The 26,881-nt window shown below is 66.1% G+C and carries 22 protein-coding genes; 7 read left to right on the top strand and 15 right to left on the bottom strand.

What is annotated here, in order from left to right; translation table 11 throughout:
• Window positions 1–40 precede the first annotated feature (40 nt).
• Complete coding sequence (locus ACTQ49_RS00110; protein WP_441825811.1) at window positions 41–418, bottom strand: hypothetical protein; 378 nt, start codon at window positions 416–418, stop codon at window positions 41–43.
• 294 nt (window positions 419–712) lie between these two features.
• On the opposite strand from ACTQ49_RS00110, the gene lexA reads away from it, so the two are divergent.
• Entirely contained in the window at window positions 713–1,519 is an 807-nt protein-coding gene (gene lexA, locus ACTQ49_RS00105; protein ID WP_441825810.1) for a transcriptional repressor LexA, read from the top strand.
• 40 nt (window positions 1,520–1,559) lie between these two features.
• On the opposite strand, the gene ACTQ49_RS00100 is transcribed toward lexA, so the two are convergent.
• The 4 genes from ACTQ49_RS00100 to miaA all read right to left on the bottom strand — a co-directional run bounded on the left by ACTQ49_RS00100 (window position 1,560) and on the right by miaA (window position 7,058).
• Entirely contained in the window at window positions 1,560–3,500 is a 1,941-nt protein-coding gene (locus tag ACTQ49_RS00100) for an ATP-dependent DNA helicase (protein WP_441826035.1), read from the bottom strand.
• 114 nt (window positions 3,501–3,614) lie between these two features.
• A complete protein-coding gene (gene hflX, locus ACTQ49_RS00095) occupies window positions 3,615–5,105 on the bottom strand; it encodes a GTPase HflX (RefSeq protein WP_441825809.1) in 1,491 nt (496 codons plus the stop codon).
• Between the two features lie 121 nt (window positions 5,106–5,226).
• Window positions 5,227–6,060 carry a diaminopimelate epimerase gene (dapF, locus tag ACTQ49_RS00090; RefSeq protein WP_441825808.1) on the bottom strand — a complete coding sequence of 278 codons (834 nt, stop codon included), beginning with the start codon at window positions 6,058–6,060 and terminating at the stop codon, window positions 5,227–5,229.
• 71 nt (window positions 6,061–6,131) lie between these two features.
• Window positions 6,132–7,058 carry a tRNA (adenosine(37)-N6)-dimethylallyltransferase MiaA gene (gene miaA, locus ACTQ49_RS00085; protein ID WP_441825807.1) on the bottom strand — a complete coding sequence of 309 codons (927 nt, stop codon included), beginning with the start codon at window positions 7,056–7,058 and terminating at the stop codon, window positions 6,132–6,134.
• Between the two features lie 116 nt (window positions 7,059–7,174).
• On the opposite strand from miaA, the gene ACTQ49_RS00080 reads away from it, so the two are divergent.
• Complete coding sequence (locus tag ACTQ49_RS00080) at window positions 7,175–7,444, top strand: antitoxin (protein ID WP_441825806.1); 270 nt, start codon at window positions 7,175–7,177, stop codon at window positions 7,442–7,444.
• Between the two features lie 90 nt (window positions 7,445–7,534).
• On the opposite strand, the gene miaB is transcribed toward ACTQ49_RS00080, so the two are convergent.
• Window positions 7,535–9,025 (bottom strand): tRNA (N6-isopentenyl adenosine(37)-C2)-methylthiotransferase MiaB, encoded by a 1,491-nt coding sequence (gene miaB, locus ACTQ49_RS00075; protein ID WP_441825805.1) that lies wholly within the window; start codon window positions 9,023–9,025, stop codon window positions 7,535–7,537.
• A gap of 96 nt (window positions 9,026–9,121) precedes the next feature.
• On the opposite strand from miaB, the gene ACTQ49_RS00070 reads away from it, so the two are divergent.
• Both ACTQ49_RS00070 and ACTQ49_RS00065 read left to right on the top strand, forming a co-directional pair.
• Entirely contained in the window at window positions 9,122–10,045 is a 924-nt protein-coding gene (locus ACTQ49_RS00070; RefSeq protein ID WP_441825804.1) for an aldose 1-epimerase family protein, read from the top strand.
• Window positions 10,038–10,832 (top strand): amino acid ABC transporter ATP-binding protein, encoded by a 795-nt coding sequence (locus ACTQ49_RS00065; RefSeq protein WP_441825803.1) that lies wholly within the window; start codon window positions 10,038–10,040, stop codon window positions 10,830–10,832. The genes ACTQ49_RS00070 and ACTQ49_RS00065 overlap by 8 nt, the downstream gene beginning before the upstream one ends.
• Window positions 10,833–10,889: 57 nt before the next feature.
• Here ACTQ49_RS00065 and rny read toward each other — a convergent pair whose 3' ends face one another.
• The 4 genes from rny to ACTQ49_RS00045 form a co-directional block, all read right to left on the bottom strand.
• Window positions 10,890–12,731 carry a ribonuclease Y gene (gene rny / locus ACTQ49_RS00060; protein ID WP_441825802.1) on the bottom strand — a complete coding sequence of 614 codons (1,842 nt, stop codon included), beginning with the start codon at window positions 12,729–12,731 and terminating at the stop codon, window positions 10,890–10,892.
• Window positions 12,732–12,971: 240 nt separating this feature from the next.
• Window positions 12,972–13,532 (bottom strand): regulatory protein RecX, encoded by a 561-nt coding sequence (locus ACTQ49_RS00055; protein WP_441825801.1) that lies wholly within the window; start codon window positions 13,530–13,532, stop codon window positions 12,972–12,974.
• Between the two features lie 2 nt (window positions 13,533–13,534).
• The gene (gene recA, locus ACTQ49_RS00050; protein ID WP_441825800.1) at window positions 13,535–14,590 is read right to left on the bottom strand and encodes a recombinase RecA; all 1,056 of its coding nucleotides are present in this window, start codon (window positions 14,588–14,590) and stop codon (window positions 13,535–13,537) included.
• A 237-nt stretch (window positions 14,591–14,827) separates the two neighbouring features.
• Window positions 14,828–15,022, bottom strand: a complete 195-nt coding sequence (locus ACTQ49_RS00045) for a DUF3046 domain-containing protein (protein WP_441825799.1) — start codon at window positions 15,020–15,022, stop codon at window positions 14,828–14,830.
• 118 nt (window positions 15,023–15,140) lie between these two features.
• On the opposite strand from ACTQ49_RS00045, the gene ACTQ49_RS00040 reads away from it, so the two are divergent.
• Window positions 15,141–19,736 (top strand): DEAD/DEAH box helicase, encoded by a 4,596-nt coding sequence (locus ACTQ49_RS00040; RefSeq protein WP_441825798.1) that lies wholly within the window; start codon window positions 15,141–15,143, stop codon window positions 19,734–19,736.
• 159 nt (window positions 19,737–19,895) lie between these two features.
• A complete protein-coding gene (locus tag ACTQ49_RS00035; RefSeq protein ID WP_441826034.1) occupies window positions 19,896–20,660 on the top strand; it encodes a DeoR/GlpR family DNA-binding transcription regulator in 765 nt (254 codons plus the stop codon).
• Window positions 20,661–20,793: 133 nt separating this feature from the next.
• Here the strand turns inward: ACTQ49_RS00035 and ACTQ49_RS00030 are convergent, their stop codons facing one another.
• The 4 genes from ACTQ49_RS00030 to rimO all read right to left on the bottom strand — a co-directional run bounded on the left by ACTQ49_RS00030 (window position 20,794) and on the right by rimO (window position 23,937).
• Complete coding sequence (locus ACTQ49_RS00030) at window positions 20,794–21,060, bottom strand: helix-turn-helix domain-containing protein (RefSeq protein ID WP_441825797.1); 267 nt, start codon at window positions 21,058–21,060, stop codon at window positions 20,794–20,796.
• Window positions 21,061–21,242: 182 nt separating this feature from the next.
• Complete coding sequence (locus ACTQ49_RS00025) at window positions 21,243–21,749, bottom strand: CinA family protein (RefSeq protein WP_441826033.1); 507 nt, start codon at window positions 21,747–21,749, stop codon at window positions 21,243–21,245.
• 20 nt (window positions 21,750–21,769) lie between these two features.
• Window positions 21,770–22,381, bottom strand: a complete 612-nt coding sequence (pgsA, locus tag ACTQ49_RS00020; RefSeq protein ID WP_441825796.1) for a CDP-diacylglycerol--glycerol-3-phosphate 3-phosphatidyltransferase — start codon at window positions 22,379–22,381, stop codon at window positions 21,770–21,772.
• An 89-nt stretch (window positions 22,382–22,470) separates the two neighbouring features.
• Window positions 22,471–23,937, bottom strand: coding sequence for a 30S ribosomal protein S12 methylthiotransferase RimO (gene rimO, locus ACTQ49_RS00015; protein WP_441825795.1), 1,467 nt, complete (start codon window positions 23,935–23,937; stop codon window positions 22,471–22,473).
• 117 nt (window positions 23,938–24,054) lie between these two features.
• Here rimO and ACTQ49_RS00010 point away from each other — a divergent pair, with 117 nt between their 5' ends.
• The gene (locus ACTQ49_RS00010) at window positions 24,055–24,489 is read left to right on the top strand and encodes a hypothetical protein (RefSeq protein ID WP_441825794.1); all 435 of its coding nucleotides are present in this window, start codon (window positions 24,055–24,057) and stop codon (window positions 24,487–24,489) included.
• Window positions 24,490–24,536: 47 nt separating this feature from the next.
• Here ACTQ49_RS00010 and ACTQ49_RS00005 read toward each other — a convergent pair whose 3' ends face one another.
• Complete coding sequence (locus ACTQ49_RS00005; RefSeq protein ID WP_441826032.1) at window positions 24,537–26,813, bottom strand: DNA translocase FtsK 4TM domain-containing protein; 2,277 nt, start codon at window positions 26,811–26,813, stop codon at window positions 24,537–24,539.
• Window positions 26,814–26,881 lie beyond the last annotated feature (68 nt).

Genomic DNA, 26,881 nt, shown 5'->3' with positions numbered 1-26,881 from the left:
TGAGCTGCCCCGAGCCCAGACGATGGGAACGGGGCGACGATCAGGCGCGCTGAGAGGAGACGACCGCACCGGATGGCGCATCGTCCTGGATCGGCGCATTGCTGATCGACAGGAATTGCGACACACCGATCACGACGGCAGCCAGGGCAATCGCCGCCAGCAGAGCCACGACCACGGCGACCCCCCGATCCGTCAGCCGCACCCCGCCCTGCGCAGCGTGCACTCCACCACCGCGGTGGGGCTTGGGGAATCCTTCAACAGGAAGCCCCACTCCCGTGGGCACCGGAACCCCCACCGGACGCCCTCCCGGAGACACCACTCGCTGCGGATGGGCGATGGGCCCACGCAGCTGGTTGCGCCCGCGCCGACGGTGCTTCACCGGGGTGACGGTGCCAACCTTGGTCAACGTTGCGTTCATGAGTGCTCCTCTGTCTTGGCGAACCGCCCGAGACGCCATCCGCGCCTCGAACAGATGTTCGATGGATCTAAGGTAGCCCGTCCGAACACTTGAATCAAACCCCTGTTCTAATGAGATCGATCCTCGGCATCGTTCGAGCACTCATGAGCCAACCAGCAGCCTCTGACAGTTTTCGCTCCCGGGGTGCGCTCGACCACAATCCCCCAGTCGCTTCGGCGACCCATCACTGCCCACACCCACAGCAACTTCGAACAGATGTTTGATTGCGGCGCCTGCGCCAACTATTCTTCTTCCATGGCCACTGGGGAGAAGAAGCAGAGCACGCCGCGTCGATCGACGCGCCGACCGGTCGGACGACCCTCGGACGAGGACGTCAGGCGCGAGCTGTCCGGTCCCGGACGCCCCAAGGCACTGCCCGACGGCCCTGCCGACGTCGACGGACTCACCCCTCGTCAGCGGCGTGTGCTCGAGATCATCCGCGACACAACGGCACAACGTGGCTACCCCCCGAGCATTCGAGAGATCGGGGACACCGCTGGCCTCGCCAGCTCGTCGAGCGTGGCCCACCAGCTGAAGCAGTTGGAGATCAAGGGGTTCATCAGCCGGACCCCCGGCCAGCCACGCGCCATGGAGATCCATCTACCCCCCTCGATGCAGCCGAAGCCGACCCCTGCAGCTGCGTCGGAGGGCGCCTTTGACACCACTGGGATCAATGACGCCTTCCCGAGTGCGGTGAACGTCCCGATGGTTGGTCGGATCGCAGCAGGCGGCCCAATCCTGGCCGAGGAGCATGTCGAGGAGGTCTTCGCCCTCCCCCAGCAGCTCGTGGGCAGCGGCACGACCTTCATGCTCGAGGTGCATGGGGACTCGATGGTGGACGCAGCCATCTGCGACGGGGACTGGGTCGTGGTGCGCCAGCAGCCCGATGCGGACAATGGAGACATCGTGGCGGCACTGCTCGATGACGAGGCGACCGTGAAGACCCTGCAGAAGAAGCCCGGGCAGGTGTGGCTCCTGCCCCACAATGAGGCCTACTCCCCCATCGACGGCAACCACGCCAGCATCCTGGGCAAGGTGGTCGCAGTCATGCGTCGCATCTGACGCGGTCCGCCCATGGCGGATGTCTCGCGGCCGATCACCCTCAGCCGCGGGCCTCCCCCAGACGGCGCAGGGCTTGTACCGCCACCTCACGATCGCGAGTCATCCAGAAGTCCGGCATCGATGCCCGCAGGAAGGACCCGTAGCGCGCGGTGACCAGTCGCGGGTCAAGCACGGCCACAACCCCTCGGTCGCTCACCCGTCGGATCAACCGGCCCGCCCCTTGGGCCATCAGCAGCCCCGCATGGGTCGCCGGCACCGCCATGAATCCATTTCCGCCGGCCTCCGCCACTGCCTTCTGCCGCGCCTGCATCAGGGGGTCATCAGGCCGGGGAAAGGGGATCTTGTCGATGATCACCAACTCACAGGTCTCCCCCGGAACATCGACGCCCTGCCACAGCGAGACAGTGCCAAACAGACTCACCTCGGGTTCTGCGATGAACTGTCTGGTCAGCTCCGAGAGCTGCGCGTCGCCCTGGCACAGGATCGTCATCTTGGGAAGTTGCTGACGCACGTGCCGAGCTGCCGTCTCGGCAGCCTTCTGGGACGCGAACAGCCCCAGCGTTCGACCGCCAGCTCCCCAGACCAGTTCGGCAATCTCGTCGAGTGCCTCGGGAGTGATTCCCTCGCGCCGGGGATTGGGGAGGTGGGTTGCGCAGTACAGGATCCCCTGACGCTGGTAGTCGAATGGCGTGCCCACATCGAGCCCTCGCCACGCGAGCGGATTGTCCGGATCGTGTCGGTCACCTTCCAGACGATCTGCCTTGCGCAAGCCGATCTGATGGGCCACCTGGTTGAAGTCGCCACCGATCTTCAGGGTTGCGGACGTCATGATCGTCGTGGTCTCGGACAGGATCCTTTCCCGCATGAGGCCAGCCACGCTCAGGGGCGCCACCTGTGCCTGCCGACCAAAGCGCTCGCTCTCGCTGACCCACACCACGTCATTCGTGGACAGATCGGCCATCCGCTCCGCAATGTCGAAGACCTCCTTGGCGGCGGCCGAGGCCTGCTGCTGTTCCGGATCAACGTCCTTGCGGCCCTTGTCACCAGCCTTTCCGCCAAGGCCGGACACCACCCGTCGACTGACATCACGGATGGACTCGAAGGCAGTGGTCATCACACCCGGGTCCTCGATCCTGCCCGGTTCCGTGTCATCGAGGGCGGCGCGCAGGATGTCTGCTGATTCCAGGAACTCCAGTCCCAGATCATCGCTCAGCCAGGGCAGTGTGCGCTTGGCCACCCGATCGACCAGTTGGGGGCTGAGTTCTGCACTGGCCGCGCCAGTGACGCGACCAACCAATTCGTGGGCCTCGTCGATGATGACGATCTCGTGCTCCGGCAGGGCCGTTCCGCCGTGCATGGCATCGATGGCCAGCAGCGCATGGTTCGTGACAACCAATTGGGCCACTCGGGCCTTCTCCCGGGAGGCCTCGACGAAACACTCCTGACCGTGCGGGCAACGTTGCGCCCCGAGACACTCGCGCACCGGCATCGAGACCAGCCCCCAGGCTCGAGGAGTGTGGGCAGGGGCATCGTCGCGGTCCGCCAGCCCTCCCTGAGCCAGTTGCTCCTCGGCCCACTCCCTCAACATCAGGACCTCGGCGCCCAACACGGACTCCGCGTCCGCGCTCGAATCCTTGAGGTTGTCCGCCAGCTCTGCACCACCCAACAAGGTGTCCTGCTCGTTGGCAATCCCTTCCCTGGTCTTCAGCAGGCACGCATAGTTCGTGCGGCCCTTGAGGATCGCGTGGGCAGGCTCACCGCCCGTGACCTTGCGGACCGCCTTCAGGGCATTGGGAATGTCTGTGGTGGCCAGCTGTGCCTGCAGCGCGAGGGTCGCCGTGGCGATCACGATGCGCTGCTTGGTCCCCTGGACGTGCAGGAGTGCAGGCGCCAGGTACCCGAGCGACTTGCCGGTACCCGTGCCGGCTTGCACCAGGAGGTGCTCGCCAGTCTCGATGGACTGCTCGATGGCGCTGGCCATCGCCTGCTGCCCAGCGCGGGGCGTGCCGCCGATCGACTCCACTGCCGCCCGCAACACGTCGGTGGACGTGGCGCTGCCACCGGAGTTCTTCTGGATTTCAGGCACCAGCCAACACTACCCGGCAGGCACCTCGAAAGGCTTGAGCTCTCCCCCCAGGTCCGGGTGCACTCGCGCGACGACCCGAGTGCCCTCACCCGTGTGCTCCAGTGTCACCAGCTGCCCATTGCGGTGGATCCTGTCCAGCAGGTCTCCCCGCTCATAGGGAATGAGAGCTGTGATGCTCACCTCGGGGCTCGGCAGGCGACTCTCGGCGATGGCCTTGAGCTCGGCGATCCCCTGCCCAGTTCGGGCCGACACGAAGACGGCATCGGGGTACTGGGTGCGCAGCATCTGCAGGGTCTCCGGCTCTGCCGCGTCGATCTTGTTGATCACCAGCTGCTCGGGGACCTCATTGGCCTCAATGTCGTTCAGCACCGTACGCACTGCATTGATCTGTCCCACCGGGTCCGGATCGGAACCGTCCACCACGTGCAGGAGCAGGTCTGCCTCTGCAGACTCCTCCAGGGTGGACTTGAAGGCCTCCACCAGATCGTGGGGCAGGTGCCGCACGAAGCCGACCGTGTCGGTCAGCGTGTACACGCGACCGTCCGGTGTGGTGTGTCGGCGAGTGGTGGGGTCCAGCGTCGCGAAGAGCGCATTCTCCACCAGGACACCGGCATCGGTGATCCGGTTCAGCAGGGATGACTTGCCGGCATTGGTGTAGCCGACGATGGCGATCGACGGGATGCGATTGCGACGGCGATCAGCGCGCTTGTTCTCACGAGTGGCGTCCAGGTCCCGCATGCGACGCCTCAGGATGGCCACCCGGGTGTTGATCCGTCGGCGATCCGTCTCGATCTTGGTCTCACCGGGGCCGCGGCCACCGATGCCGGCACCCCCGGCCGCCTGACCACCGGCCTGCCGGGACAGGTTGCCACCCCAACCGCGCAGTCGCTGCCGCAGGTACTGCAACTGCGCGAGCTCCACCTGGGTCTTGCCCTCGACGCTCTTGGCATGCTGGGCAAAGATGTCAAGGATCAGTGCGGTCCGGTCGATCACCTTGACCTTGACGCGGTCCTCCAGATTTCGCAGCTGTGCGGGCTGGAGTTCCCCGTCGCAGATGACGGTGTCGGCTCCGGTCGCCACCACCACCTCACGCAGTTCGTCCACCTTGCCGCGGCCGATGTAGGTGGCAGGGTCCGGCGACTTGCGACGCTGGATGAGGCCCTCCAGCACCTGCGCACCGGCTGTCTCGGACAGGAGCTTCAGCTCCGTCATCGCATTCTCGGCATCCTTCTCGGAACCGGTGGTCCAGACGCTGATCAGCACGACCCGCTCCAGCTGGAGATCGCGGTACTCGACCTCGCTGATGTCATCCACCTGGGTGGACATACCCGCCACGCGTTTGAGCGAGAGCCGCTCGGCAAGGTCGAGCTGCAGGCCGTCGTGATTCTCCTCAGGGTCTGCACCATAGGGATCGAGCAGGGCTTCGTCCTGCGCGTAGTCGTCGAAATCGTCGAAGTCACCGGGCTCGTGGCCAGGGCTGGGCTTGGGGCGTCGTGTCATCGTTGGACAAGCTTGTCACCTGACTGCGCATCAGACCAGCGAATTCCCCGACGGCGAGCCGCACGGAGCCTTCTGTGACGGCGCGCCGACGAGGGACGTCAGCTGGCTTCGACTGCCCCGGTCAGGACAGGTCGGCGAGCTGGGCCTCCCCATGGGCGACGAGCACTGCTGGCCCCGTGAGGGTGGCCTGCCCATCATCGAGCCCCACTTCGAGCCAGCCGCCCGGAATGTCCACCCGAACCTCGGCACTGGTGATGCCGAGCCGTCGGCAGTGGGCGGCGGCAGCAGCTACGGTTCCCGTACCGCAGCTCATCGTCTCACCGGAGCCTCGCTCGTGCACACGCATTCGGATGTGGTCGTCGGCCAGGACCTCCACGAACTCGACATTGGCCCCATCCGGGAACCGCTCAGCCGGCTGCCATTGCGGGGCGTGCGAGAGGTCAAGGGTCGCAAGCTGCTGAGACTCCTCGACAAAACAAACTGCATGGGGGTTGCCCACGTTGACCTCGGTTGCATCCCAGGAGAGCGCGCCCAGGACCACCCGGACGGGTGCGTCGGCCAACGAGACGGAGCCGAGATCGGTGCGAATCCGACCGTCCATCAGCGGCCAGGCCCGCTTGACGCCAGCCCGGGTGGCAACCACGATCTCCTCGCCGCTGGCGAGGTCTTCCTCGAGCAGGTAGCGCACGAAGACCCGCAGTCCATTGCCACACATCTCCGCGATGGAGCCATCCGAATTCCGGTAGTCCATGAACCAGAGATCCGGATCACCCTGCCAACCGGGGATGGAAGAGGCCAAGGTCACCCGCAGCAGCCCGTCTCCGCCGATTCCCGCGCGTCGGTCACAGAGTTGCCGCACATCGTCATCAGTGAGCTTCACCATGGCATGCCGGTCTCGCAGGATGACAAAGTCGTTCATCGTCCCGTGTCCCTTGGCGAACTTCCAGGTCCTCATGGCTGACCACGGTAGCGAGTCACTCCCTCAACAGGTCAACTTGTGACCGCTGCACGAGCCGCTTGCTCGGCTCACCAAGCATGCTGTCTGACGGCCGCCACAATGGCATCGACATTCCCCTCTGCCCCTGCGGAAAGCCATGTCACACGAGGATCGCGACGAAACCATGCCAGCTGCTTGCGCGCGAACCGTCGGGTTCCGGACTTGGTTCGGGCCATAGCCTCGTCTTCCGAGATCTCACCGTCCAGGAATTGGACCACCTGTCGGTAGCCGAGTGCTCGCGAGGCCGTGAGCCCCTCTCGCAGGCCCTCACCCAGCAGGCCGCGCACCTCGTCAACCAAGCCATCCCGCCACATCTGGTCCACGCGGTGATCGATGCGACGATCCATCTCCCCCCGCTCCAATTCCAGCCCGAACTGCAGGACTCCGTCCAGGGCATAGGTCCACTCCGGCAACTGTGGCGTGAACTCCCCGGTGAGGTCCAGCACCTCGAGGGCGCGCACGATTCTTCGCCCGTTCCCGGGCAGGATGCCCGCTGCTGCTTGCGTTGAGCGCTGCGCCAGTTCGGCATGGAGGGCCTGCGAGCCGATCTCCGCGAGGCGCGCCTCATGACGCGCCCGCACTGCAGGATCCGTCCCGGGGAAACTGAACTCGTCCAGGATCGCGTGGACGTACAGGGCCGACCCCCCCACCAGGAGGGGCAGGATCCTGCGCTTCCTGAGCGCGGCAATGGTCTCGCGTGCCAAGTTCTGGAAGTCCGCGACCGATGCAGTCTCCGTGACTGAACTCGTGTCCACCAGGTGGTGCGGCACCAGGTCCAACTCCGCGCGGGTGGGTTTCGCCGTGCCGATGTCCATGCCGCGGTAGACGAGCATCGAATCGGCATTGACGATCTCGCTCGGCTGGCCGGTCTCCTGCAGACGCAGTGCCACATCGATCGCAAGCCTGGACTTTCCCGACGCCGTGGGGCCGTTGATGACAACCAGAGGTGGATTCACCTCGCCATTCTCCCCTCGATCCTCACGCGGCGCGATTCAGCTCCGTCCGGAATGCGATTCAGCTCCCAGCGGAGAATCAGGCTCGATCCTTGCCCGGACCTCCTCAGGGGTGCAGTGTGAGGCAGGTCACCACGAACCACCCCGAGGGGGTGGCCAACGAGAGGATCGACACCATGGGAATTTTCGACAAGGCCAAGGACGCGCTCAACGGGGGCGAGGGCAGCAGCGCTGACAAGGCTCGCGACGCCATCAACCAGCACGAGGCCAAGATCGACCAGGGCATCGACAAGGCGGGCGACGCCGTCGATGGCCGCACCGGGGGCCAGTACGCCGACAAGGTTGACCAGGGTCAGGATTTCCTGAAGGACAAGACCGGAAACCTCTGATCCGCGAACTTTCTTCCGAGATCGCGGGAACGCGGGTGACAGCCACGGCTGTCACCCGCGTTCCTGTTGTCCCGGACCCGTGGCGGCGGCTCAGGCCTGCGGCACCCCAATGGTCGGCATCCCGAGCGCGACGCCCGGCGCTGCTGCTGGAGCTTCGTGCCGCGCCTGCCACGCATCCCCGCCCCGGGTCCGACGCAGGTTGGTGATCCCGCCGTCCGCATTGAGGTGGTGCGGTGCGGCATGGCTCACCACGGCGTCGGCGATGTCACCGGGACGTGGCCGCAGCGCTGGCTCCTGCGGAACGGCGACGTGCACGAGTCGGTTGTCCCTGGCACGGCCGGTCAGCCGATGTGTCTCGGCATCCTTCTTGCCCTCACCAGCGGCGAACATCACCTCCACGGTCTGCCCCTCGAGCTTCCGGTTCTCCTCCCAGGCCACTCGGTTCACCAGCTCCAACAGGCGCTCATAGCGCTCCTGCACGACGGGCTTCGGCACCTGGTTGTCCATCACACCGGCCGGCGTCCCAGGGCGGATCGAGTACTGGAAGGTGAAGGCAGCACTGAACCGGGAACGCTCCACCACGCGCATGGTGTCCTCGAAATCCGCGTCGGTCTCCCCTGGGAAACCCACGATGATGTCCGTGGTGATCGCCGCGTGCGGGATCTTCTCACGCACCTCGTCGAGGATGCGCAGGAACTTCTCGCTGCGATAACTGCGGCGCATCTCACGCAGGACCTTGTCCGATCCAGACTGCAGCGGCATGTGCAGGCTGGGCATCACATTGGACGTCTCGGCCATGGCGTCGATGACGTCGCTGGTGAAGCTGGCCGGGTGGGGGCTGGTGAACCGGACCCGCTCCAGACCCTCGATCTCACCGCAGGCACGCAAGAGTTTGGCAAAGGCGCCCCGGTCGCCGAACTCGACGCCATAGGTGTTCACGTTCTGGCCCAGCAGCGTGACCTCCTGGACGCCTTCGTCCACCAGCGCCTGGATCTCCGCCAAGATGTCGCCGGGGCGACGATCGGTCTCCTTGCCTCGCAGCTGCGGCACGATGCAGAAGGTGCAGGTGTTGTTGCAGCCAACGGAGATGCTGACCCAGGCCGAGTACGGCGACTCCCGTCGCGCGGGGAGATTCGACGGGAAGGTCTCGAGCGCCTCGACAATCTCCACCTGACTCGCCTGTTCAACCCGCGCGCGCTCCAGCAGCACGGGCAGCTTGCCGACATTGTGTGTCCCGAAGACGACATCCACCCAGGGCGCCTTGCCGATGATCACATCTCGGTCCTTCTGGGCCATGCAACCGCCGACGGCGATCTGCATGCCGGGCCGGGTGCGCTTGACGGCCGCCATGTGGCCCAGGGTTCCGTAGAGCCGGTTGTCGGCATTCTCGCGGACGGCACAGGTGTTGAAGACCACGACGTCGGCACCCCCGTCCTCGGCCGCCTCGCGATCGCTGCGCACGAGACCTGCGCCCTCGAGCAGGCCGGAGATCCGTTCGGAGTCGTGGACATTCATCTGACAGCCGTAGGTGATCACCTGGTAGGTGCGCGGCGTCTGGGTGGCGGAACTGGCATTCGACATGGTGCGCCAACTCTAGTTCGGACCTGCCCGAGGCACAGAATCCTGTGAACTGTGCCGATAGGCTCCACTCCAGCCGTCCACACCAGGAGCAGAACCATGGCACTGTCGCCCACGGGAATCCAGCATGAGCTCGTCCACGGGAACCAGCGTGCCGTCGTCACCGAACTCGGCGCCACGCTGCGCAGCTATGAGGTGGACGGTCGCCCCATCATCACCACCTTCGACGTGACACATTCCCCGTTGGGCTGTCAGGGCCAGCACCTCATGCCGTGGCCCAATCGGGTCCGGGACGGCCGTTGGGTACACGAGGGGGTCCAGCTGCAGCTCCCACTCAGCGAGCCGGAACGGCACAACGCGATCCACGGTTTGGTCTGCTGGGTGCCGTGGACCACGGTCGCCCAGGATGACGCCAGCATCACCCAGCGCTACCTGCTGCACCCGCAACCGGGCTGGCCCGGCGTGGTGGAGTTGTTGGTGACGCACAGCCTCGACCAGACAGGGCTGCGGGTGGATGTTGTGGCGAACAATGTGGGCGACGTGACGGTGCCCTTCGGTTACGGGGCGCACCCCTATCTGCAGGCGCCGGAGGAGAATCTGGATGACTGCACCTTGCAGGTTCCCTTCGAGCAGTTGCTGACCGTGGACCAGCGGCTGCTGCCCGTTGCGCTGCGCAGCGTCGAGGGCAGCGTCGCAGACCTGCGAGAAGGACCGCTGCTGGCGGGCGTTCGCCTGGACACGGCATTCACCGAGCCCGTGCAGGTTGACGGCCGTTGGGAGGTCAGACTGTCAGGCAGACGACGATGCACCGTCCTGTGGGGTGACCAGGCGATGCCCTGGCTCCAGCTCTACACGCCGGGCGACGGCCGCAGCGTGGCCGTGGAGCCGATGACCTGCGGACCAGATGCCTTCAACCCCGGCCCCACCCACGCCGACCTGGTGCACCTGGCACCCGGTCAAGTAGCGCACTGTTCCTGGGGCCTGCGGGACGAGGCACATGGTGAGGGCGGCGACGATGAGTGAGCAGCCAGATCCCGAGGAATTCGCTTCCCTCGAAGCCGGCGGGAGGACCACGAATCAGCCCGTGGTCCAGTTGCGCGGGGTGAGCAAGTCCTTCGGGCCAACCCGGGTGCTGGACGGGATCGATCTGGACATCACCCCGGGTGAGGTGGTCGTGTTGCTCGGACCATCCGGTTCCGGCAAGTCCACCCTGGTGCGAACGATCAATGGGCTTGAGCCGATTCAGGGTGGTCAGATCCTGATCGACGGCGAACCTCTCCCCCACGATTCGGCCGGGCTGGCCCGGGTCCGGACCTCCATCGGCATGGTCTTCCAGACCTTCAACCTGTTTCCCGACCTGTCCGTGCTCCAGAACGTCACCCTGGCCCCGGTCAGGGTGCGCGGACTATCGCCAGAGCAGGCCAGAGAGGAGGCTCTCGCGCATCTGGACCGCGTGGGACTCGTCGCTCTGGCAGACCGGATGCCCTCAGAGATCTCCGGCGGTCAGCAACAGCGGGTCGCCATCGCTCGAGCGCTGGCCATGGAGCCCAAGTTGATGCTGCTCGACGAGCCGACCAGCGCTCTGGATCCGGAGATGGTGCACGAGGTCTTGGACGTGATGCTCGGCCTCGCGGCGGAGGGAATGACGATGGTGGCCGTCACCCATGAAATGTCCTTTGCCCGTCGCGCGGCGGACCGCATCGTCTTCCTCGCCGACGGGAAGATCCTCGAGGAGGGCGCCCCCGAGGACTTCTTCGCGTCGCCCCGCACGCCCAGGGCAAGGGACTTCCTGGCGAACCTGCAGGCTTGATGACGGGTCCGTGAGGCAACGGGACCAGGCGCACCACTGTTCCCGTGCTGGGGGCGCTCAGTGGGCGACTTCGGTGGCCCTGGATTCCCGAACCACGGTCACACGAATCTGGCCGGGATAGGTGAGTTCCTCCTGGATCTCGTGCGCGATGTCGCGGGCCAGGGCATGCGAAGCATTGTCATCGACGTGGTCCGGGCTCACCATGACGCGAACCTCACGCCCAGCCTGCATGGCGAAGACCTTGTCCACTCCCTCATGGGCGGCGGCGATCTCCTCCAACCGGTCGAGGCGCTGCACATAGGCTTCAAGCGATTCTCGTCGAGCTCCCGGTCTGGAACCGGAGATCGCGTCGGCCGCTTGGGTGAGGACGGCCTCCACGGTGCTGGGTTCCACCTCATTGTGGTGGGCTTCAATGGCGTGCACGATGTCCGGGCTCTCACCGTGGCGGCGGGCGAGCTCCGCCCCCACCATGGCATGGGTGCCCTCCACCTCATGGGTCAGCGCCTTGCCGATGTCGTGCAGGAAGGCAGCCCTCTTGCAGACGGCCACATCGAGCCCCAGCTCGGCGGCCATCATGCCGGCGATGTGGGCGCATTCAACCAGGTGTCGCAGCACGTTCTGGCCGTAGCTGGTGCGGTAACGCAAGGCCCCAACGATCGGAAGGAGCGCGGGATCGAGGTCAGAGATCCCCACCTCGGCCAGGGCATCCTCGGCAGCGCGGAGGATCTTGTCCTCGATCCGCTGACGTGAGCGCTCGTGAACCTCTTCGATGCGCGCGGGGTGGATTCGCCCATCGGCGACCAGCTCCGCCAGCGTGATGCGGGCGATCTCCCTGCGAACCGGGTCAAAACAGCTCAGCAGCACCGATCCCGGCGTGTCGTCAATCATCACATTGACACCGGTGACCTGCTCGAAATGGCGGATGTTGCGGCCCTCGCGCCCGATGATGCGGCCCTTCATCTCGTCACTGGGCAGGTCGAGGGTGCTGACCACTGATTCGGAGGTCTGTTCAGCCGCCAGACGCTGGATGGCAGTGACGATGATGCCGCGGGCACGCGCCTCCGCGTCGCGACGAGCTGTCTGCTCGATGTCGCGCGCGAGTGCTGTCGCCTCCAGACGCGACTCGTGCTCGACCCGGGCCATCATCTCGGCTCGCGCCTGTGCCACGTCGAGACCGGCGACCCTCTCCAGTTTTGTCTGCAGTTGCACACCGCCCATCTCACGTTCCCGGCGAGCCTCCACCAGCTCCTCCTGTGCCCTGTCCTGCCATTCCTGGGCCTGGGCGCGTAGCTCGACCAGCTGGGTGGACCGGGCCTCGAGGCTCTGGCTCTCTGCCAGGAGCCGCTGTTCTCGTTCGCCGAGCCGCACTTCGCGCGTGTCGAGCGTCGCGCGAAGCTGAGCGAGTTCCTCCCGCTCCTGCTGAAGTTGGCCCTCTGCGAGTTCGGCGACGTGCTGGGCATCCTGGAACTGCCGACGGGTCTCCTCCTGCTCCAGGCGCTGCTGGGCCAGGACGCTGTCATGCCGCGCTCGGTCTGCTGAGAGCTGCTCCTCCAGCTGGCTGCGTTCCCGCCCCAGGGCACGCAGTTCACGATCCCCCTCTGCCGCTTGGTTCTGCAACCGTTCAACCGCTTCTCGCAGACCTGCAACGGTCGCCTCGTGCCTCTCGTCGCGCATCAGCAGTTCGGCCCGGTGCAGATCCTCTCGCTCTGCAAGCGCAGCTCGATGCCGTTCGTCCCGTTCGGCGAGCTCACGCCGGTGTTGTTCGTCATGCAGGTTCGCCGCCATGACAGCCTGCGACGAATCGCTCTGCGAAGTCCGCCGCAGGAGCTGCACCAGCAGCCCCAGGACCACGATCATCAGAAGCCCCACCAGGGCAAGCCCAATCCAGAGCCAGGTCATCTTTCCTCCTTGTCGGTGGAAGGCGACGTCAAGGCGACGGGTTGCCCGAGACTGCCCCGGGCAAGTGACCCGGGGGTACGGTTCGGGACCGAGTCATATCGTCCTGCTCACCGGCGGTGGGCAGGAAAGGAACTGTCGGACCCTGTCGGGCCCGATCACCAGTCGAAGTGAAGCGCTTCTCCACCTGCGAGGCTATTGCCGCCCTCGCCAGCGTGCAAGGTCACCCACGTGCAAGGTCATTCATTCGAACTCGTCTCCGAGCGAGTCGTCCGATCCCTCATCCATCACATCCCGGACAACCTGCCCCACGACTGCGGACGAGTAACCCTTTCGAGCGAGCGCACCAGCGAGTCTGCGATAGGCCACTTCGCGCGGCAGCGACTTCACCTGTCGCCACTTCTTCTGGGCCAGTTCCGTGGCCAACTGCACTTCGTCGTCGTGCCCGATTCCCTCGAGAGTTTGGTCAATCACGTCACGGTCGACGCCCTTGGTTTGAAGTTCTCGGCGCACCGCCATGCGGGACAACTTTCGACTGTTCCGCCGGGATCTGGTCCATTGCTCCGCAAAATTCTGATCGTTGAGCAAGCCCACGTCTTCAAAGCGGTCGAGCATCTCCCCGCACACATCCTCGGGGACGCCCTTTGCCAAGAGCTTGTCGCCCAGTTCCTGGCGCGAATGGTCCCGCAGGGTCAGGATGCGCAGCGCCATCTCCCGCGCAACATCCATCGGGTTCGCGTCCGGCCCGTGGGCCTGCGAAGGGGCTTCCTCCGCAGGCCGACGGCGACGTTGCTGGAATGTCACCCTCAGAAGGCAACTTCGCCAGTGACGGGATCGACGCCTTCCGGCACCGCTTCCTCGGCTGAATTCTCGCCCATCCCGAGCGCCGCCAGGATCTTGCCCTCGATCTCTGCCGCCACTTCAGGATTGTTCTTGAGGAAGTTGCGGGCATTCTCCTTGCCCTGCCCCAGCTGGTCGGTGCCATAGGTGAACCAGGCACCTGCCTTGCGGATCACCCCATGCTCGACACCCATGTCGATCAGACTGCCCTCACGGCTGATTCCCTGGCCGTAGAGAATGTCGAACTCCGCCTGCTTGAAGGGCGGGGCCACCTTGTTCTTGACAACCTTCACACGAGTGCGGTTGCCCACCGGCTCCGTGCCGTCCTTCAGTGTCTCGATGCGACGCACGTCCAGACGCACGGACGAGTAGAACTTCAGGGCCTTGCCGCCCGTGGTGGTCTCCGGCGAACCGAACATGACACCGATCTTCTCGCGGAGCTGGTTGATGAAGATGGCGGTGGTTCCGGCCTGGCTGAGCGCACCGGTCATCTTTCGCAGGGCCTGGCTCATCAGGCGAGCCTGCAGACCCACATGACTGTCACCCATCTCGCCCTCGATCTCGGCGCGAGGCGTCAGCGCTGCAACCGAGTCGATGACGATCAGCGCCAGCGCTCCGGAGCGAACCAGCATGTCAGCAATCTCCAGCGCTTGCTCACCATTGTCAGGCTGGCTGACCAACAGCGCGTCCGTGTCGACTCCCAACTTCTGGGCATAGTCGGGATCGAGAGCGTGCTCCGCGTCAATGAAGGCGCAGATGCCGCCCTCACGCTGGGCATTGGCGATGGCATGCAGTGCCACCGTGGTCTTGCCGCTGGACTCGGGACCGTAGATCTCCACGATCCTGCCGCGCGGCAGCCCACCGATCCCCAGGGCGATGTCGAGCGAGACGGAGCCGGTGGGGATGAATGCGATGGGCAGGCGGGTCTCCTCCCCCAACCGCATGACGGTGCCCTTGCCGTGCTGCTTCTCGATCTGGGCGAGTGCAGCCTCCAGGGCCTTCTGACGATCTGCAACAGCCATGACGGCCTTCCTTCCTTGCCCGGGTCCTGCCCGGTCGAGACTTTGTCGTCGAACCAACACCAGAGACTCTAGGAATCGCCTCTGACAAAAATTCATGCCATGACCGGGACTGTGGAAAACCTGGCCTGTGGAGAACTGAGGGGGCCGGACATGAGCCGGCCCCAGCTGCCATCACACCACCAGAGTAGAACACTCGTTCGATTCAATCAACCTGTAAGCGGCTTCCAGGCGGACACCTCACCGCAGTTCGTCGGGCAGCTCCAACATGCTCCAGACGGCTCGCCAGATGCGCAGCACCGGGACACCCGCGTCGAGGGCCTCCCGCACGGTCAGTCCGTCGAGTTCCCGCAGAGCGATGGTCTCCGACCACACCTCCAGGCGTCCGGGCGGCAGGTGGCGCCCCATCCGGCGCCAGAGTTCAGTCTCGCTCATTGCCCCCACGATAGTCCGCCAGCCGTGCCCGTCAGGCTCCAACACGGGACGCGGCCGAGCCCGAGGCGGTGGGACTCCCCCGGCCAGAAGTGTCAGAGGGACGCGCCAGAATGACTGCATGCCACATCTGCAGAGCGACGGGTCCTCGCTGTCCGTCTTCGGATCCGTGACGCGCACGTGGTTCGAGTCGGTCTTCGAGGCCCCCACCGCAGCCCAGGAAGCCGCCTGGCGGACCATCTCCACGGGTCAGAACTGCCTGGTCATCGCCCCCACCGGATCAGGCAAGACCCTCGCTGCCTTTCTCCACTCGATCGACCGCCTCGCCAGCCAGCAGCCGACTGGCAAGGTGAAAGTCCTGTACATCTCTCCGCTGAAGGCCCTGGCTGCCGATGTGGAACGCAATCTGCGCGCTCCGCTGCGCGGGATCGAGCTGGCTGCCGCGAGGCTGGGACAGACCGGGCCCCAGATCCGGGTGGGAGTTCGATCGGGTGACACGCCCCCAGCGGAACGCCGGCGGCTCCAGAACAACCCACCCGACATCCTGATCACCACCCCGGAATCCCTCTTCCTGATGCTCTCGAGTCAGGCCGGACAGATGCTCGACGAAGTGGACACCATCATCGTCGACGAGGTCCACGCGCTCGCGGGCACCAAACGCGGCGCCCACCTCGCGCTCAGCCTGGAGCGTGTGGATGCCCTCCGCGCCCCGCGTCAGGGTGAAGACGCCGACTGGCGGGAGGCGCAGCGCATCGGTCTCTCGGCAACCGTCCGGCCCGCCGAGCAGGTTGCTGCCTTTCTCGCGGGAGATCGCCCCGTGACGATCGTGGATCCGCCGAGCGAGAAGTCGTGGGAGCTGACGGTCGAGGTTCCAGTGGAGGACATGACGGAACTCAGCAACCCTCCTGGCAGTTCGCCCGATGATGACGAGGCCACGGTCTCCAACTCCATCTGGCCCTTTCTCGAACATCGAATCCTGGAGCTGGTGGATCAGCACCGCTCCACCATCTGCTTCGTGAACTCCCGTCGCGTCGCGGAACGACTCACCGCCCACCTCAACGAGCTCCATGCGGCCAGAACGGGCGGCGACGGTGCCGGAGATCCTGCCCCGGGATCGCGCCCACCGGCGCAGATGATGGCCCAGTCCGGTCAGAGCAGTGGTGTGGATGACAGCATCTCACCGGTCATCGCCCGGGCGCACCACGGATCCGTCAGCAAAGATCGGCGCACGCTGATCGAGGCGGAACTCAAGGCCGGCACGCTCCCCTGTGTGGTGGCCACCAGTTCCCTGGAGCTCGGCATTGACATGGGTGCGGTGGACCTCGTCATCCAGGTTTCTGCTCCCCCATCTGTGGCCAGTGGTCTGCAGCGCATCGGTCGGGCGGGACACCAGGTGGGCGCCACCAGTCGTGGCGTGGTCCTCCCGACGCACCGACAGGACCTGCTGGAGGCCACTACGGTGGTGGATCGCATGCGCACCGGGCTGATCGAGCACGTGCGCCTGGTGCGAAATCCCCTGGACGTGCTGGCCCAACACCTGGTCAGCATGTGCGTCGACCGGGTCTGGAGGATTGAGGAAGCGCTGGCCCTGGTTCGTCGCAGTTCCCCCTTCCGCACCTTGCCTGATTCGGCATGGGAAGGCGTTCTGGACATGCTGAGCGGCCGATACCCCAGCGAGGATTTCGCAGAATTGCGCCCGAGGCTGGTCTGGGACCGGGTCAACGGCACCCTGCAGGGCAGGCCCGGCGCTCGCCGCCTCGTGACCACCTCTGGTGGAACCATCCCGGATCGTGGCCTCTTCGGCGTCTTCCTGGTGGGCGAAGGGTCCGCCAGCGGCAAGCATGAAGCGGGGCGGCGTGTGGGCGAGCTGGACGAGGAGATGGTCTACGAATCACGGGTCGGGGATGTCTTCACCCTGGGTACCAGCGCCTGGCGAATCCACGAGATCACCCCCAACCAGGTGCTGGTCACGCCAGCACCGGGCCAACCGGGCCGACTCCCCTTCTGGCATGGCGACCAGCCCCGCCGCCCCGCCGAACTGGGTGAGGCGATCGGCAGGTTCGCTGGTGATTTGGCCAGGTCCAAGGACAGCGCTGGCCCCGAGCTGTTGGGGCTCGATTCCTCGGCGCGGTGGAACCTGATGACCCATCTCACCGAACAGGAACGAGCCACGGGAGTGGTGCCCGACGCATCGACGATCGTGGTGGAGCGTTTTCGCGACGAACTCGGCGACTGGCGGGTCTGCGTCCACTCCAGCGCCGGGCGCGCGGTGCTGCAACCGTGGGCCCTCGTCATCGAGGCCAGGGCCCGGGAGCGACATGGCGTCGAAGCCCAGGCCACTGCCAGCAATGACGGCATTGTCCTGCGCATCCCTGACATCGACAACGCCCCGCCGGGCGCAGACCTGATCGTGGTGGATCCGGCAGACATCGAAGAGCTTGTGACACAGCAGGTCTTCGGTTCCGCCCTGTTCGCCTCCCGCTTCCGCGAATGCGCCGCCCGCGCCCTGCTCCTTCCCCGCCGCGACCCCAGCCGTCGATCGCCCCTGTGGCAGCAGAGAATGCGGTCGGCACAGCTGTTGTCCGTCGCGAGCCAGCATGCGGACTTCCCCATCATTCTGGAGACGATGCGCGAGTGTCTGGAGGATGTCTTCGACCTCCCGGCGGTGACCGAGCTGTTGACCGGGATCGCGTCCCGTCGGATCCGGCTGGTGGAGGTGGAGACGGATCAACCATCGCCTCGCGCGCGCAGCCTCCTGTTCGGATATGTGGGCGAGTTCATCTACGACGGCGACCAGCCCTTGGCCGAGCGCAAGTTGGCCGCGCTGAGCCTCGACCCGACGATGCTGGCGGAACTCTTGGGACGGGAGGGCGCACGTCAGGTGCTCGCCCCCGACGTCATCGAGGAGCTCACCTTGGAGTTGCAGCACCTCGTGGACGACCGCAAGAGCCACGGCCCAGAGCCACTGTGGGACATGCTGCGAACCATCGGCCCCCTGACGGCTGAGGAGTGCGCACAACGCTGTACGAGCGATCCCTCCGAGTGGCTCGAGGAGCTTCTTGCCAGCGGGCGGGTGGGGCGATGCCACATCGGAGGAAAAGAGATGTTCGCGGTCGCCGACGACTTCGCAATCCTGCGCGACGCCCTTGGCATTCCGGTTCCCGCGGGCATCGCCACACCCGCCGAGACGCTGACGACCGACGACGCCATTGATCGTCTGGCAACCAGATGGAGCCAGAGCCACCCCGTCATGCGCAGCGAGGACCTCGTCGTCCGTTTTGGACTACCCGGATCCACGGTCGCTCGTGCCCTCGATCGACAGGTTGCCCGGGGAAGACTGGTGGTGAGTGACCCCAATGGCTCCTCGGCCAGAGGCCCGGAGCACATGGGGCAACAAATCCTGGGGATCGTCCGTCGCAGGACACTGGCACGGCTGCGCGCCAGTGTGGAGGCTGTGGATCCACGCCAGTTCAGCCGATTCCTCGCAGACTGGCACGAGCTCACATCACCCGGCCACGGCATCGAGGCTGTGGCGGCTGCGGTGGAGCTGCTGGCTGGCTATCCGGTCCCTGTCTCGATGGTTGACTCGTTGATTCTGCCTGCGCGTGTTGCCGACTACCAACCGAGCATGCTCGACGAGCTGATCACGAATGGAGATGTCGTCTGGACGGGTGCCGGCGCGCTCGGTCGCACGGACGGCTGGATTCGCCTGTGGCCCTCGGACTGCGTCCTGGCCCCGGATCCACAGGACGCTGCCACGCAGCACGGACCGGAACTCAGTCCTCGGGCCGGCGAGTTGCTCGAGGCCCTGACCGGCGGGGGCGCCTGGCGCTCCAGTGACCTGCTTCCCGAGGAGACAGACCGGACCGCAGTTCACGACGCCCTGTGGGAACTCGTATGGGCGGGCCTTGTCACGTGCGACAGCCTGGCGGGCCTGCGGGCGTCCAGCACGCGTGGTGCCCTGAAACACCGCCCGCAGCCGCGCCCTTCCCGGCGCAGCGCCCTGAGACAGGCTCGACTGGCCAGTCAGCGCACGCCCGGCGCCACCCTGCCGGGTCGCTGGTCAATCGTGCGCCCCTCGCTCGCGGAACCCACGGAAGTCCGGCTGGCCGAGATCGACTACCAGCTCGCGCGCTATGGGGTGTTGACGCGTGGCAGTGTCCTGACCGAGTCCTTCGGCCGGAACTTCTCGGAGACCTACCGCGCCCTGATGACGATGGAGACCAGCGGTGCCGTGCGACGGGGCTACTTCGTGGAGGGCCTTGGCGCCGCCCAGTTCGCCCTGCCCGGGGCGGTCGACCGGCTGCGCGAGAGCAACACGACCTCGACGCTCCTGCTGGCGGCGTGTGATCCGGCGAATCCGTTCGGGGCATCGCTGCCCTGGCCGTCGAGCGACGGCCACCGCCCCACGCGCAAGGCAGGCGCCCTCGTCGTGCTGCATGACGGCCAACCACAGCTCTATCTCGAGCGCGGTGTGCGCACGATGGTCACCTTCACGCAGTCCGACGGGACGTCCTCGTCCGGTGACGAACTCCGCAAAGCGCTTCGTTGCCTGGCACGCGCCGTTCAGGACGGGAGCCTGGAGCCCTTGACGATTGATCGGATCAACCAGACACCAGCACTCCAGCAACGGGAGCTGGGCAAGGAGCTCACGGATGCGGGTTTCGTGATGACGCCTCAGGGCTTCAGACTGCGACGCGGTTCCGGTCTGGGCTGACCTGAGGTGCTCGACGGCGGCGTCCAGTGTCGGAACCACCGGCAGTATGATCACCTCCGATGAGCGAATGCTCATTTCGCTGGGTCAGCCGACTGGGCGATCGTCGTGGAGGACAGCATGAGCACCGATCACGCGCACTCCGCCAAACGCTCTGAGCGGATGGTGGCCATTCTGTCCGCTCTGGCAGAGCAGGGGCACTTGCAACTGAGCGAGCTCGCCCAGCAACTCGGTGCATCCCCGGCCACCATCAGGCGCGACGTCGCCTCCCTTGCCAATCAGGGCCTGCTGACCCGAACCCATGGCGGGGTGCAGGCTCTGGGCTCGGCCACTCGAGAACTGCCCGTGAACCTCCGCGATGGTCGCCACCGGGCTGCGAAACAGGCCATCGCGCAGGAAGTGCTCCAGATGTTGCCCGAAGGCCGGCACGCCATCGCGCTCACCGGAGGTACCACCACCACGGAAGTGCTCCGCGCTCTCCACCACCGTCATGACCTCACGATCATCACCAATTCGGTCGGACTGGCGCTGGAGGCCGCCGCGCAGGGGCAGTCGAGGGTCCTGATCGCCGGGGGAATCCTCCGACCAAACTCGCTCGAACTGGTCGGCACGCTGGCCGAGGCCACCTTCCGACAGATCAACGTCGGAACAGCGATCGTGGGCTGCGACGGGATCAGCCTCGAGGGCGGCCTGACCACTCACGACGAGATCGAGGCGAACACGAACCACACGATGATCGAGCGGGCCCAGAAGGTGATCGCAGTGACCGACGGGTCGAAGATCGGCCGGGTGACCCTGGCCAGATTGGCGACCATGGACGAGGTGGACGTCCTGGTCACGGATGGGGCCGCGGATCGCAACGAGCTGCAACGTATCCGCGACCACGGCGTCGACGTGCGGGTCGTCTCCGGGGGCGCCGGAACCTGACACGCCCCGCGATAGGCCGACGTGCTGGCGCGTTGACTGCACTGGCGCGAGGCCGGCAACGACACTGGGCCGGATCGTCAGATCGATCCGGCCCAGTGATGCTCGGGTGCCAGCTGTGCGCTGGAGATCATGCTCAAGCCGCGGTGGTCACCTTCTGACCCTCAGCCAGTGCCAACTTGTTGCTGACAGTGGCCAGGACCGAGGACATGGGGAGTTCGAGCGCCTGGCAGATCGAGGCCAGCAGCTCGCTGGATGCCTCCTTCTGCCCACGCTCGACCTCGGACAGGTATCCCAGACTCACCCGTCCGGCCATGGAGACCTCACGGAGCGTCCGCCCCTGGGCAAAGCGCTGTTCGCGCAGAGTCTCACCAAGCAGCTCTCGGAGCAGTACGGGCTTCACGCGGCCTCCAGCCTCTCCAGGCCCCAACCACTGGGGCTCCAGTTATTCAACAGACAGCTTGGACTGTCGATTCCGCTCCAAAGTGCTTGGTTCAGCTGATGCTCAGCTTTCGGCCATGGCAAGGCCGTGCGGCTGGAGACTGGACGGGGCGGGTCTAGGTCAAGCGGCGCAGCCGCACGCGATCACACGGGGAATTCCCCGATGAGATCACGCGCCATGCGGATCAGCGCACGACCAGTATCGCATCGAATTTCGGCACGTCCACCACCCAAACGGAGGCATTCCACCCTGATCGGTCCCTGACCGGGGCCAGCCACGGCCACCCAGACCGTGCCCGGCGGCTGACCGTCCTGCCATGCCGGTCCCGCGACCCCGCTGCAGGCAAGGGCCATGTCCGCCTGCAACCGCTTCTGGGCACCAGTCGCCATGGCCGCCACCGTCGCCTCGTTGACCACTCCCAATTCGGCCACCTGGCGCGCCGACACGCCCGCAAGCGAACACTTCAAGTCACTGGCATAGGTGACCAGGGCACCGCGGAAGACCTTTGACGCTCCCGGAACGGAGGTGATGGCTGCTGCCAACCCCCCACCGGTCAGCGACTCGCACGTTCCGAGTGTCAGGCCCCGCCGCTCGAGTTCACCGAGCAGTTCGCCAGCTTCGGCAACCAGCCGCCCCCACGGGGCCGGCATTTCCAGATCGCCCGTCGTCGTCACGGGCGCCCGGGATGTCCCTCGGCGGCCCAACGCGTCAAGGCCTCGCGTCGCATCTTCGCTGCCTCCCGCAGGTAGTCCAGACCGGTCACCACTGTGAGGATGAAGGCGGCGGCCATCAGGGCCCAGGCCAACCACTGCACCGCCGTGGGCAGTTGCGGCAGCCAGAGCAGGTAGAGGATCAGCGCCAGGGACTGCATGAAGGTCTTGAGCTTCCCTCCGCGGTTTGCGGCCATCACCCCGTACTTCATGATTCCCCAGCGGAGAATGGTGATCCCCCACTCCCGGACCAGGATGATGATCGTCACCCACCAGGGCAATTCGTCCAGGATGCTGAGCCCGATGAAGGCCATCCCGGTGAGCGCCTTGTCCGCGATGGGATCCCAGAGCTTGCCGAAATTCGTGACCAGGTTGTACTTGCGCGCGATCTTTCCGTCGACGAAGTCCGTCGCGATCGCGATGCAGAAGACGAGGGTCGTGTACCAGCGCCAGTCATTCTCGTGAGGATGACTGAGCAGCATCCAGGCAAAGACCGGCACCAGGGCCATCCGGACACCCGTCAGCACATTGGGGACATTCCACTGGCTTGGGGCCTTGGACTCGGCACTCATTGTTCTCCGTTCTTCCACAGCTGCTCGTCATGGCCCAGCTGCTTTCCGGGGGTGGGAGGTGTTCGACCAGCCTATCGGCTGTCCCGTGGTCAGGACTGGACACGCGCCACCAGGTCGATGCCCTCACTGCCAACCACCACTGCGTCGACCAAACTGCCCACCGCGACCTCGCAGTCCAGCAGGCGAGTCGTTCCGTCGACTTCCGGCCCCTGGTGCTGGGCACGGCCGACGACCCCGTCTTCATCCTCGGAGGAGACCTGTTCCACCAGCACCTGCACGCGCTCCCCGATGCGCTCCTCGGCACGCTGGTCGCACAGTTCGGCCGCAAGGTCGGCCAACTCCCCGCGGCGAGCCTCCACTTCCTCCGTGTCGATGTGACCGTCCAGGCCCTCAGCCTCGGTGCCCTCCTCGTCGGAGTAGCCAAAGACACCCACCACATCCAGGCGGGCGGCCTGCAGGAAGTCCTTGAGGATCTGGACATCCTGTTCAGTCTCACCGGGGAAACCGGCGATGACATTGGAACGGATGCCTGCGGTGGGTGCCAGCGAACGCACCTGCTCCAGCAGCGCCAAGAAGCTGTCCGGGTCACCGAACCGTCGCATCCGGCGCAGGACCGCCGCTGACGCGTGCTGGAAGCTGATGTCGAAGTACGGCACCACCTTCTCCGTGCTCGCCATGGCCTGCACCAGCGACGGCCGCAGCTCCGCAGGCTGGAGATAGCTGACCCTGATCCAGTCAATCCCGGCGATCGTCGAGAGATCACCCAGCAACTTCTCCAAGCTGCGCAGATCGCCCAGGTCCTTGCCGTAGCTGGAGGTGTTCTCGCTCACCAGGAAGAGTTCCCGGACCCCGTGGTCGGCCAACCAGCGAGCCTCCTCCACCACGTCGGCCGCCGGGCGGGAGAGATAGGAGCCCCGGAATGACGGGATGGCACAGAAGGCGCAGCGACGGTCACAGCCGGAGGCCAGCTTGAGCGGCGCACTGGGGCTGTTGCCCAACCGGCGCCGCAGGACCCGTGGGCCCGTCGCGGGGGCAATTCCCTCGGGCAGATCCGCATGGCCCGGCACGGAGACGTCAGAGGAGGCCTCTCGTCGCTTGACCGGTGTGACGGGCAGCAGCTCGCGCCGGTCCCGCGGTACGTGCGAGATCAGTTTGTCGCCGTTCAGGATGGCGTTGAGACGATCCGAGATGTCGCCGTAGTCGTCGAAACCCAGGACGGCGTCTGCCTCGGGAAGCGCCTCGGCCAGGTCCTTGCCGTAGCGCTCGGCCATGCACCCCACCGCCACCACGGCCTTCACACTGCCGTCCTCCTTGAGGTCGGCAGCAGCCAGGAGTGAGTCGACCGAATCCTTCTTGGCCTGCTCGATGAAGCCGCAGGTGTTCACCATGACGGCATCGGCAGCCTCGGGGTCGTCGACCAGCCGGAAGCCACCCGCCTCCAGTCGAGCCGCGAGCTCCTCCGAATCGGTCTCGTTGCGAGCACAGCCAAGGCTCACCAGATGGACGGAGGTCAGGGGTTGGGGAGCAGAGAGGCTCACCTTGAAGGTGTCAGTCATGATGCACCCATTATCGCCGTGCTGGGATTGTGCACAGAATCGTCCATTTCGAGGATCCATCCACAGGTGACCTTGGACACCTTGGCCAGTCACCGTGGCCGAGGTCGAATGGCTGGTATGAACTTCGACGAACTGCCAGAGGACTGGCCAGCACTCTCCCTTGACGATGACGCCCTCGCAGCCGGCGTGATCGACCTCTTCCTGCGCGTGCGAGACAGGGACCGGGGCGCATTGCTCGCTCTCGTCACCGACGACGAGCTGCGCCTGCTGCAACCTCTCCAGGTGGACAACCTGCCCGTCGGGTGCGATGCCTTCGAACAACACCAGACCGTCAATGCCATCGTCGCGGCGGCCAGGGAGGCCGCCCCCGGGTGCGGTCTCGCCCTGGCCATCGGACGACGCGGCATGGTGGTGCAGGCGCACTGGGACCGGCAGTGGCGCAGTGCGCTCAGACTCGCCTGCGAGGAGCAGGGAGTGGTCGACCTGGGCTGCTACCTGGCAACGCCCACCGGCATCGTCCGCCTGGATGACGAGGACGCCGCGGCTGCGTGAGGCAGCCACGGCGTCCGGGTCAGGGCCAGTTGCGGAGGGGCTCCGCCTCAGCCCGCAGCGAGGTTCGCCAGGACCTCCTCGAGGTCGTCGGGTTGCACCAGTACCTCGCGCGGCTTGGAGCCTTCGGAAGGACCAACGATCCCGCGAGTCTCCAGGATGTCCATGAGCCGGCCCGCCTTGGCGAAGCCAACGCGCAGCTTGCGCTGGAGCATCGAGGTGGAGCCCAGCTGCAGCTCAACCACCAGACGGGCGGCATCGAGCACCAGCTCCAGATCGTCGCCAATGTCCTCGGCGACCTTCTTGCTGGACTCGGCCGCTGCCGTGACGTCCTCGCGGTACTGGGGCTTGAGCTGCTCGGTGACGTGTGCCACCACCGTGCGTACTTCGGCCTCGGTGACCCAGGAGCCCTGGACACGGATGGGCTTGCCTGCGCCCATCGGCAGGAAGAGGCCGTCACCCTGGCCCACGAGCTTCTCCGCGCCCGGCTGGTCCAGGATCACGCGGGAGTCGGTCATGGAGCTGGTGGCGAAGGCCAGCCGCGAAGGCACATTGGCCTTGATCAGACCAGTGACGACATCGGTCGACGGGCGCTGGGTGGCCAACACCAAGTGGATTCCGGCGGCTCGCGCCAACTGCGTGATGCGCACGATCGAGTCCTCGACGTCTCGAGGAGCGACCATCATCAGGTCGGCCAGCTCGTCGACCACCACGAGCAGGTAGGGATACGGCGCCAGGACCCGCTCACTGCCCTCCGGCACCTTCACCTGACCGGCGCGGACCGCCTTGTTGAAGTCGTCGACGTGGCGGAAGCCGAAGGCAGCCAGGTCGTCGTAGCGCATGTCCATTTCCTTCACCACCCATTGGAGGGCCTCCGCGGCCTTCTTGGGGCTGGTGATGATGGGCGTGACCAGATGGGGAATTCCCTCGTACTGGTTCAGCTCGACGCGCTTGGGATCGACCAGGAGCAGCCGGACCTCGTCGGGCGTGGCGCGCATCATGATCGACGTGATCAGTGAGTTCACGAAGGAGGACTTGCCCGAGCCGGTGGCACCGGCCACCAGCAGATGAGGCATCTTGGCCATGTTGGCGATGACGAACCCGCCCTCGACGTCCTTGCCCAGGCCAACGACCATCGGGTGGTGGTCATTGCGAGCCTTGTTGGAACGCAGCACGTCGCCCAGGCTCACCACCTCCTTGTCGAGGTTCGGGATCTCGATGCCGATCGCGCTCTTACCAGGGATGGGCGACAGGATGCGCACATCAGGCGAGGCAACCGCGTAGGCGATGTTCTTGCTCAAGGCGGTGACCTTCTCCACCTTCACCGCATTGCCGAGCTCCACCTCATAGCGGGTCACGGTCGGGCCCCGGGTGTAGCCGGTGACCTGGGCATCGATCTCGAACTGGTCGAGGACCTCGCTCAGTCGGCCGACGATCTGGTCGGAGGCCTCCGAACGTGCCTTGGGCACGCTGCCTGGCTTGAGGGCGCTTGCGTCGGGCAGCACGTACTGCACGTCCCCCGAGAGGGTCAGCTGCTCAACCCGCTGCGGCATGGGGCTGTGGTTGGGGGCTTCCAGCTGTGTGGCGACCTCAAAGGTGGCCGCCTTGCCGCTCTCCTCGGTCTTCTCTACGGGAACGGCGGCTGCCTTGTCTGCGGGCATACCAGCCGTGACGGGCGCCTTGGAGCCCTTTGCAGTTCGTCCCTTGCCCTCGCGCTCCTCCACGGCTTCCACGTCGAAGACCTCCGTGGCCCCCTGATCCGTCCCACCCGTGACGAGGGGGGTGTCGTAGGCTTCGTCGACGCCGTACTCGATGTCCCCGCGGGGACGACTGGCTCTGCGCTCCGCAGCAGCCAGGCGGGCATCGCGGAAGCGATCAGCAATCTCGTAGAGCGGGACGCCGACGATCACGACGACGCCGAAGAGCGTCAGCAGCACCAGCAGCGGGACGGCCACCCAGACGGTCAGCAGGTCAGCCAGCAGGCTCGACGAGATGTAGCCGAGCATTCCGCCGGCCTCCCGCAGCCGGTCCGGCTCGCCGGGGCGCGGCAGCCCGTAAGCGATGTTGAGCAGTCCGAGCAGACCCAGCAGGAAGGAGCTCCAGCCGACTGCCTGACGGCCGGCCCTGCCGTTGTTCTCCGGATGCCGCAGCGTTCGCCACGCCATGGCAAAGGCCAACAACGGAACCGTGAAGCTGAGCCCGCCGAAGACGGTGGCAACGGCCACCTCGATCCCTCCCCCGACCGGGCCGGGCAGCAGGAACCAGAACCGAGCAGCAACCAGGATGCCGAGGCCGATCAGCGCGAGACCCACACCGTCGCGCCGCAGATCCGGCTCCGGGGGGGGGGGGGGGGGGGGGGGGGGGGGGGGGGGGGGGGGGGGGCGGGGGGGGGGGG

Origin of the sequence: Luteococcus sp. Sow4_B9 (genome assembly GCF_052116585.1) — a bacterium.
GTDB lineage: Bacteria > Actinomycetota > Actinomycetes > Propionibacteriales > Propionibacteriaceae > Luteococcus.
Note: the sequence above shows the minus strand (reverse complement) of the source record. Positions and strands in the feature narration are given on the sequence as shown.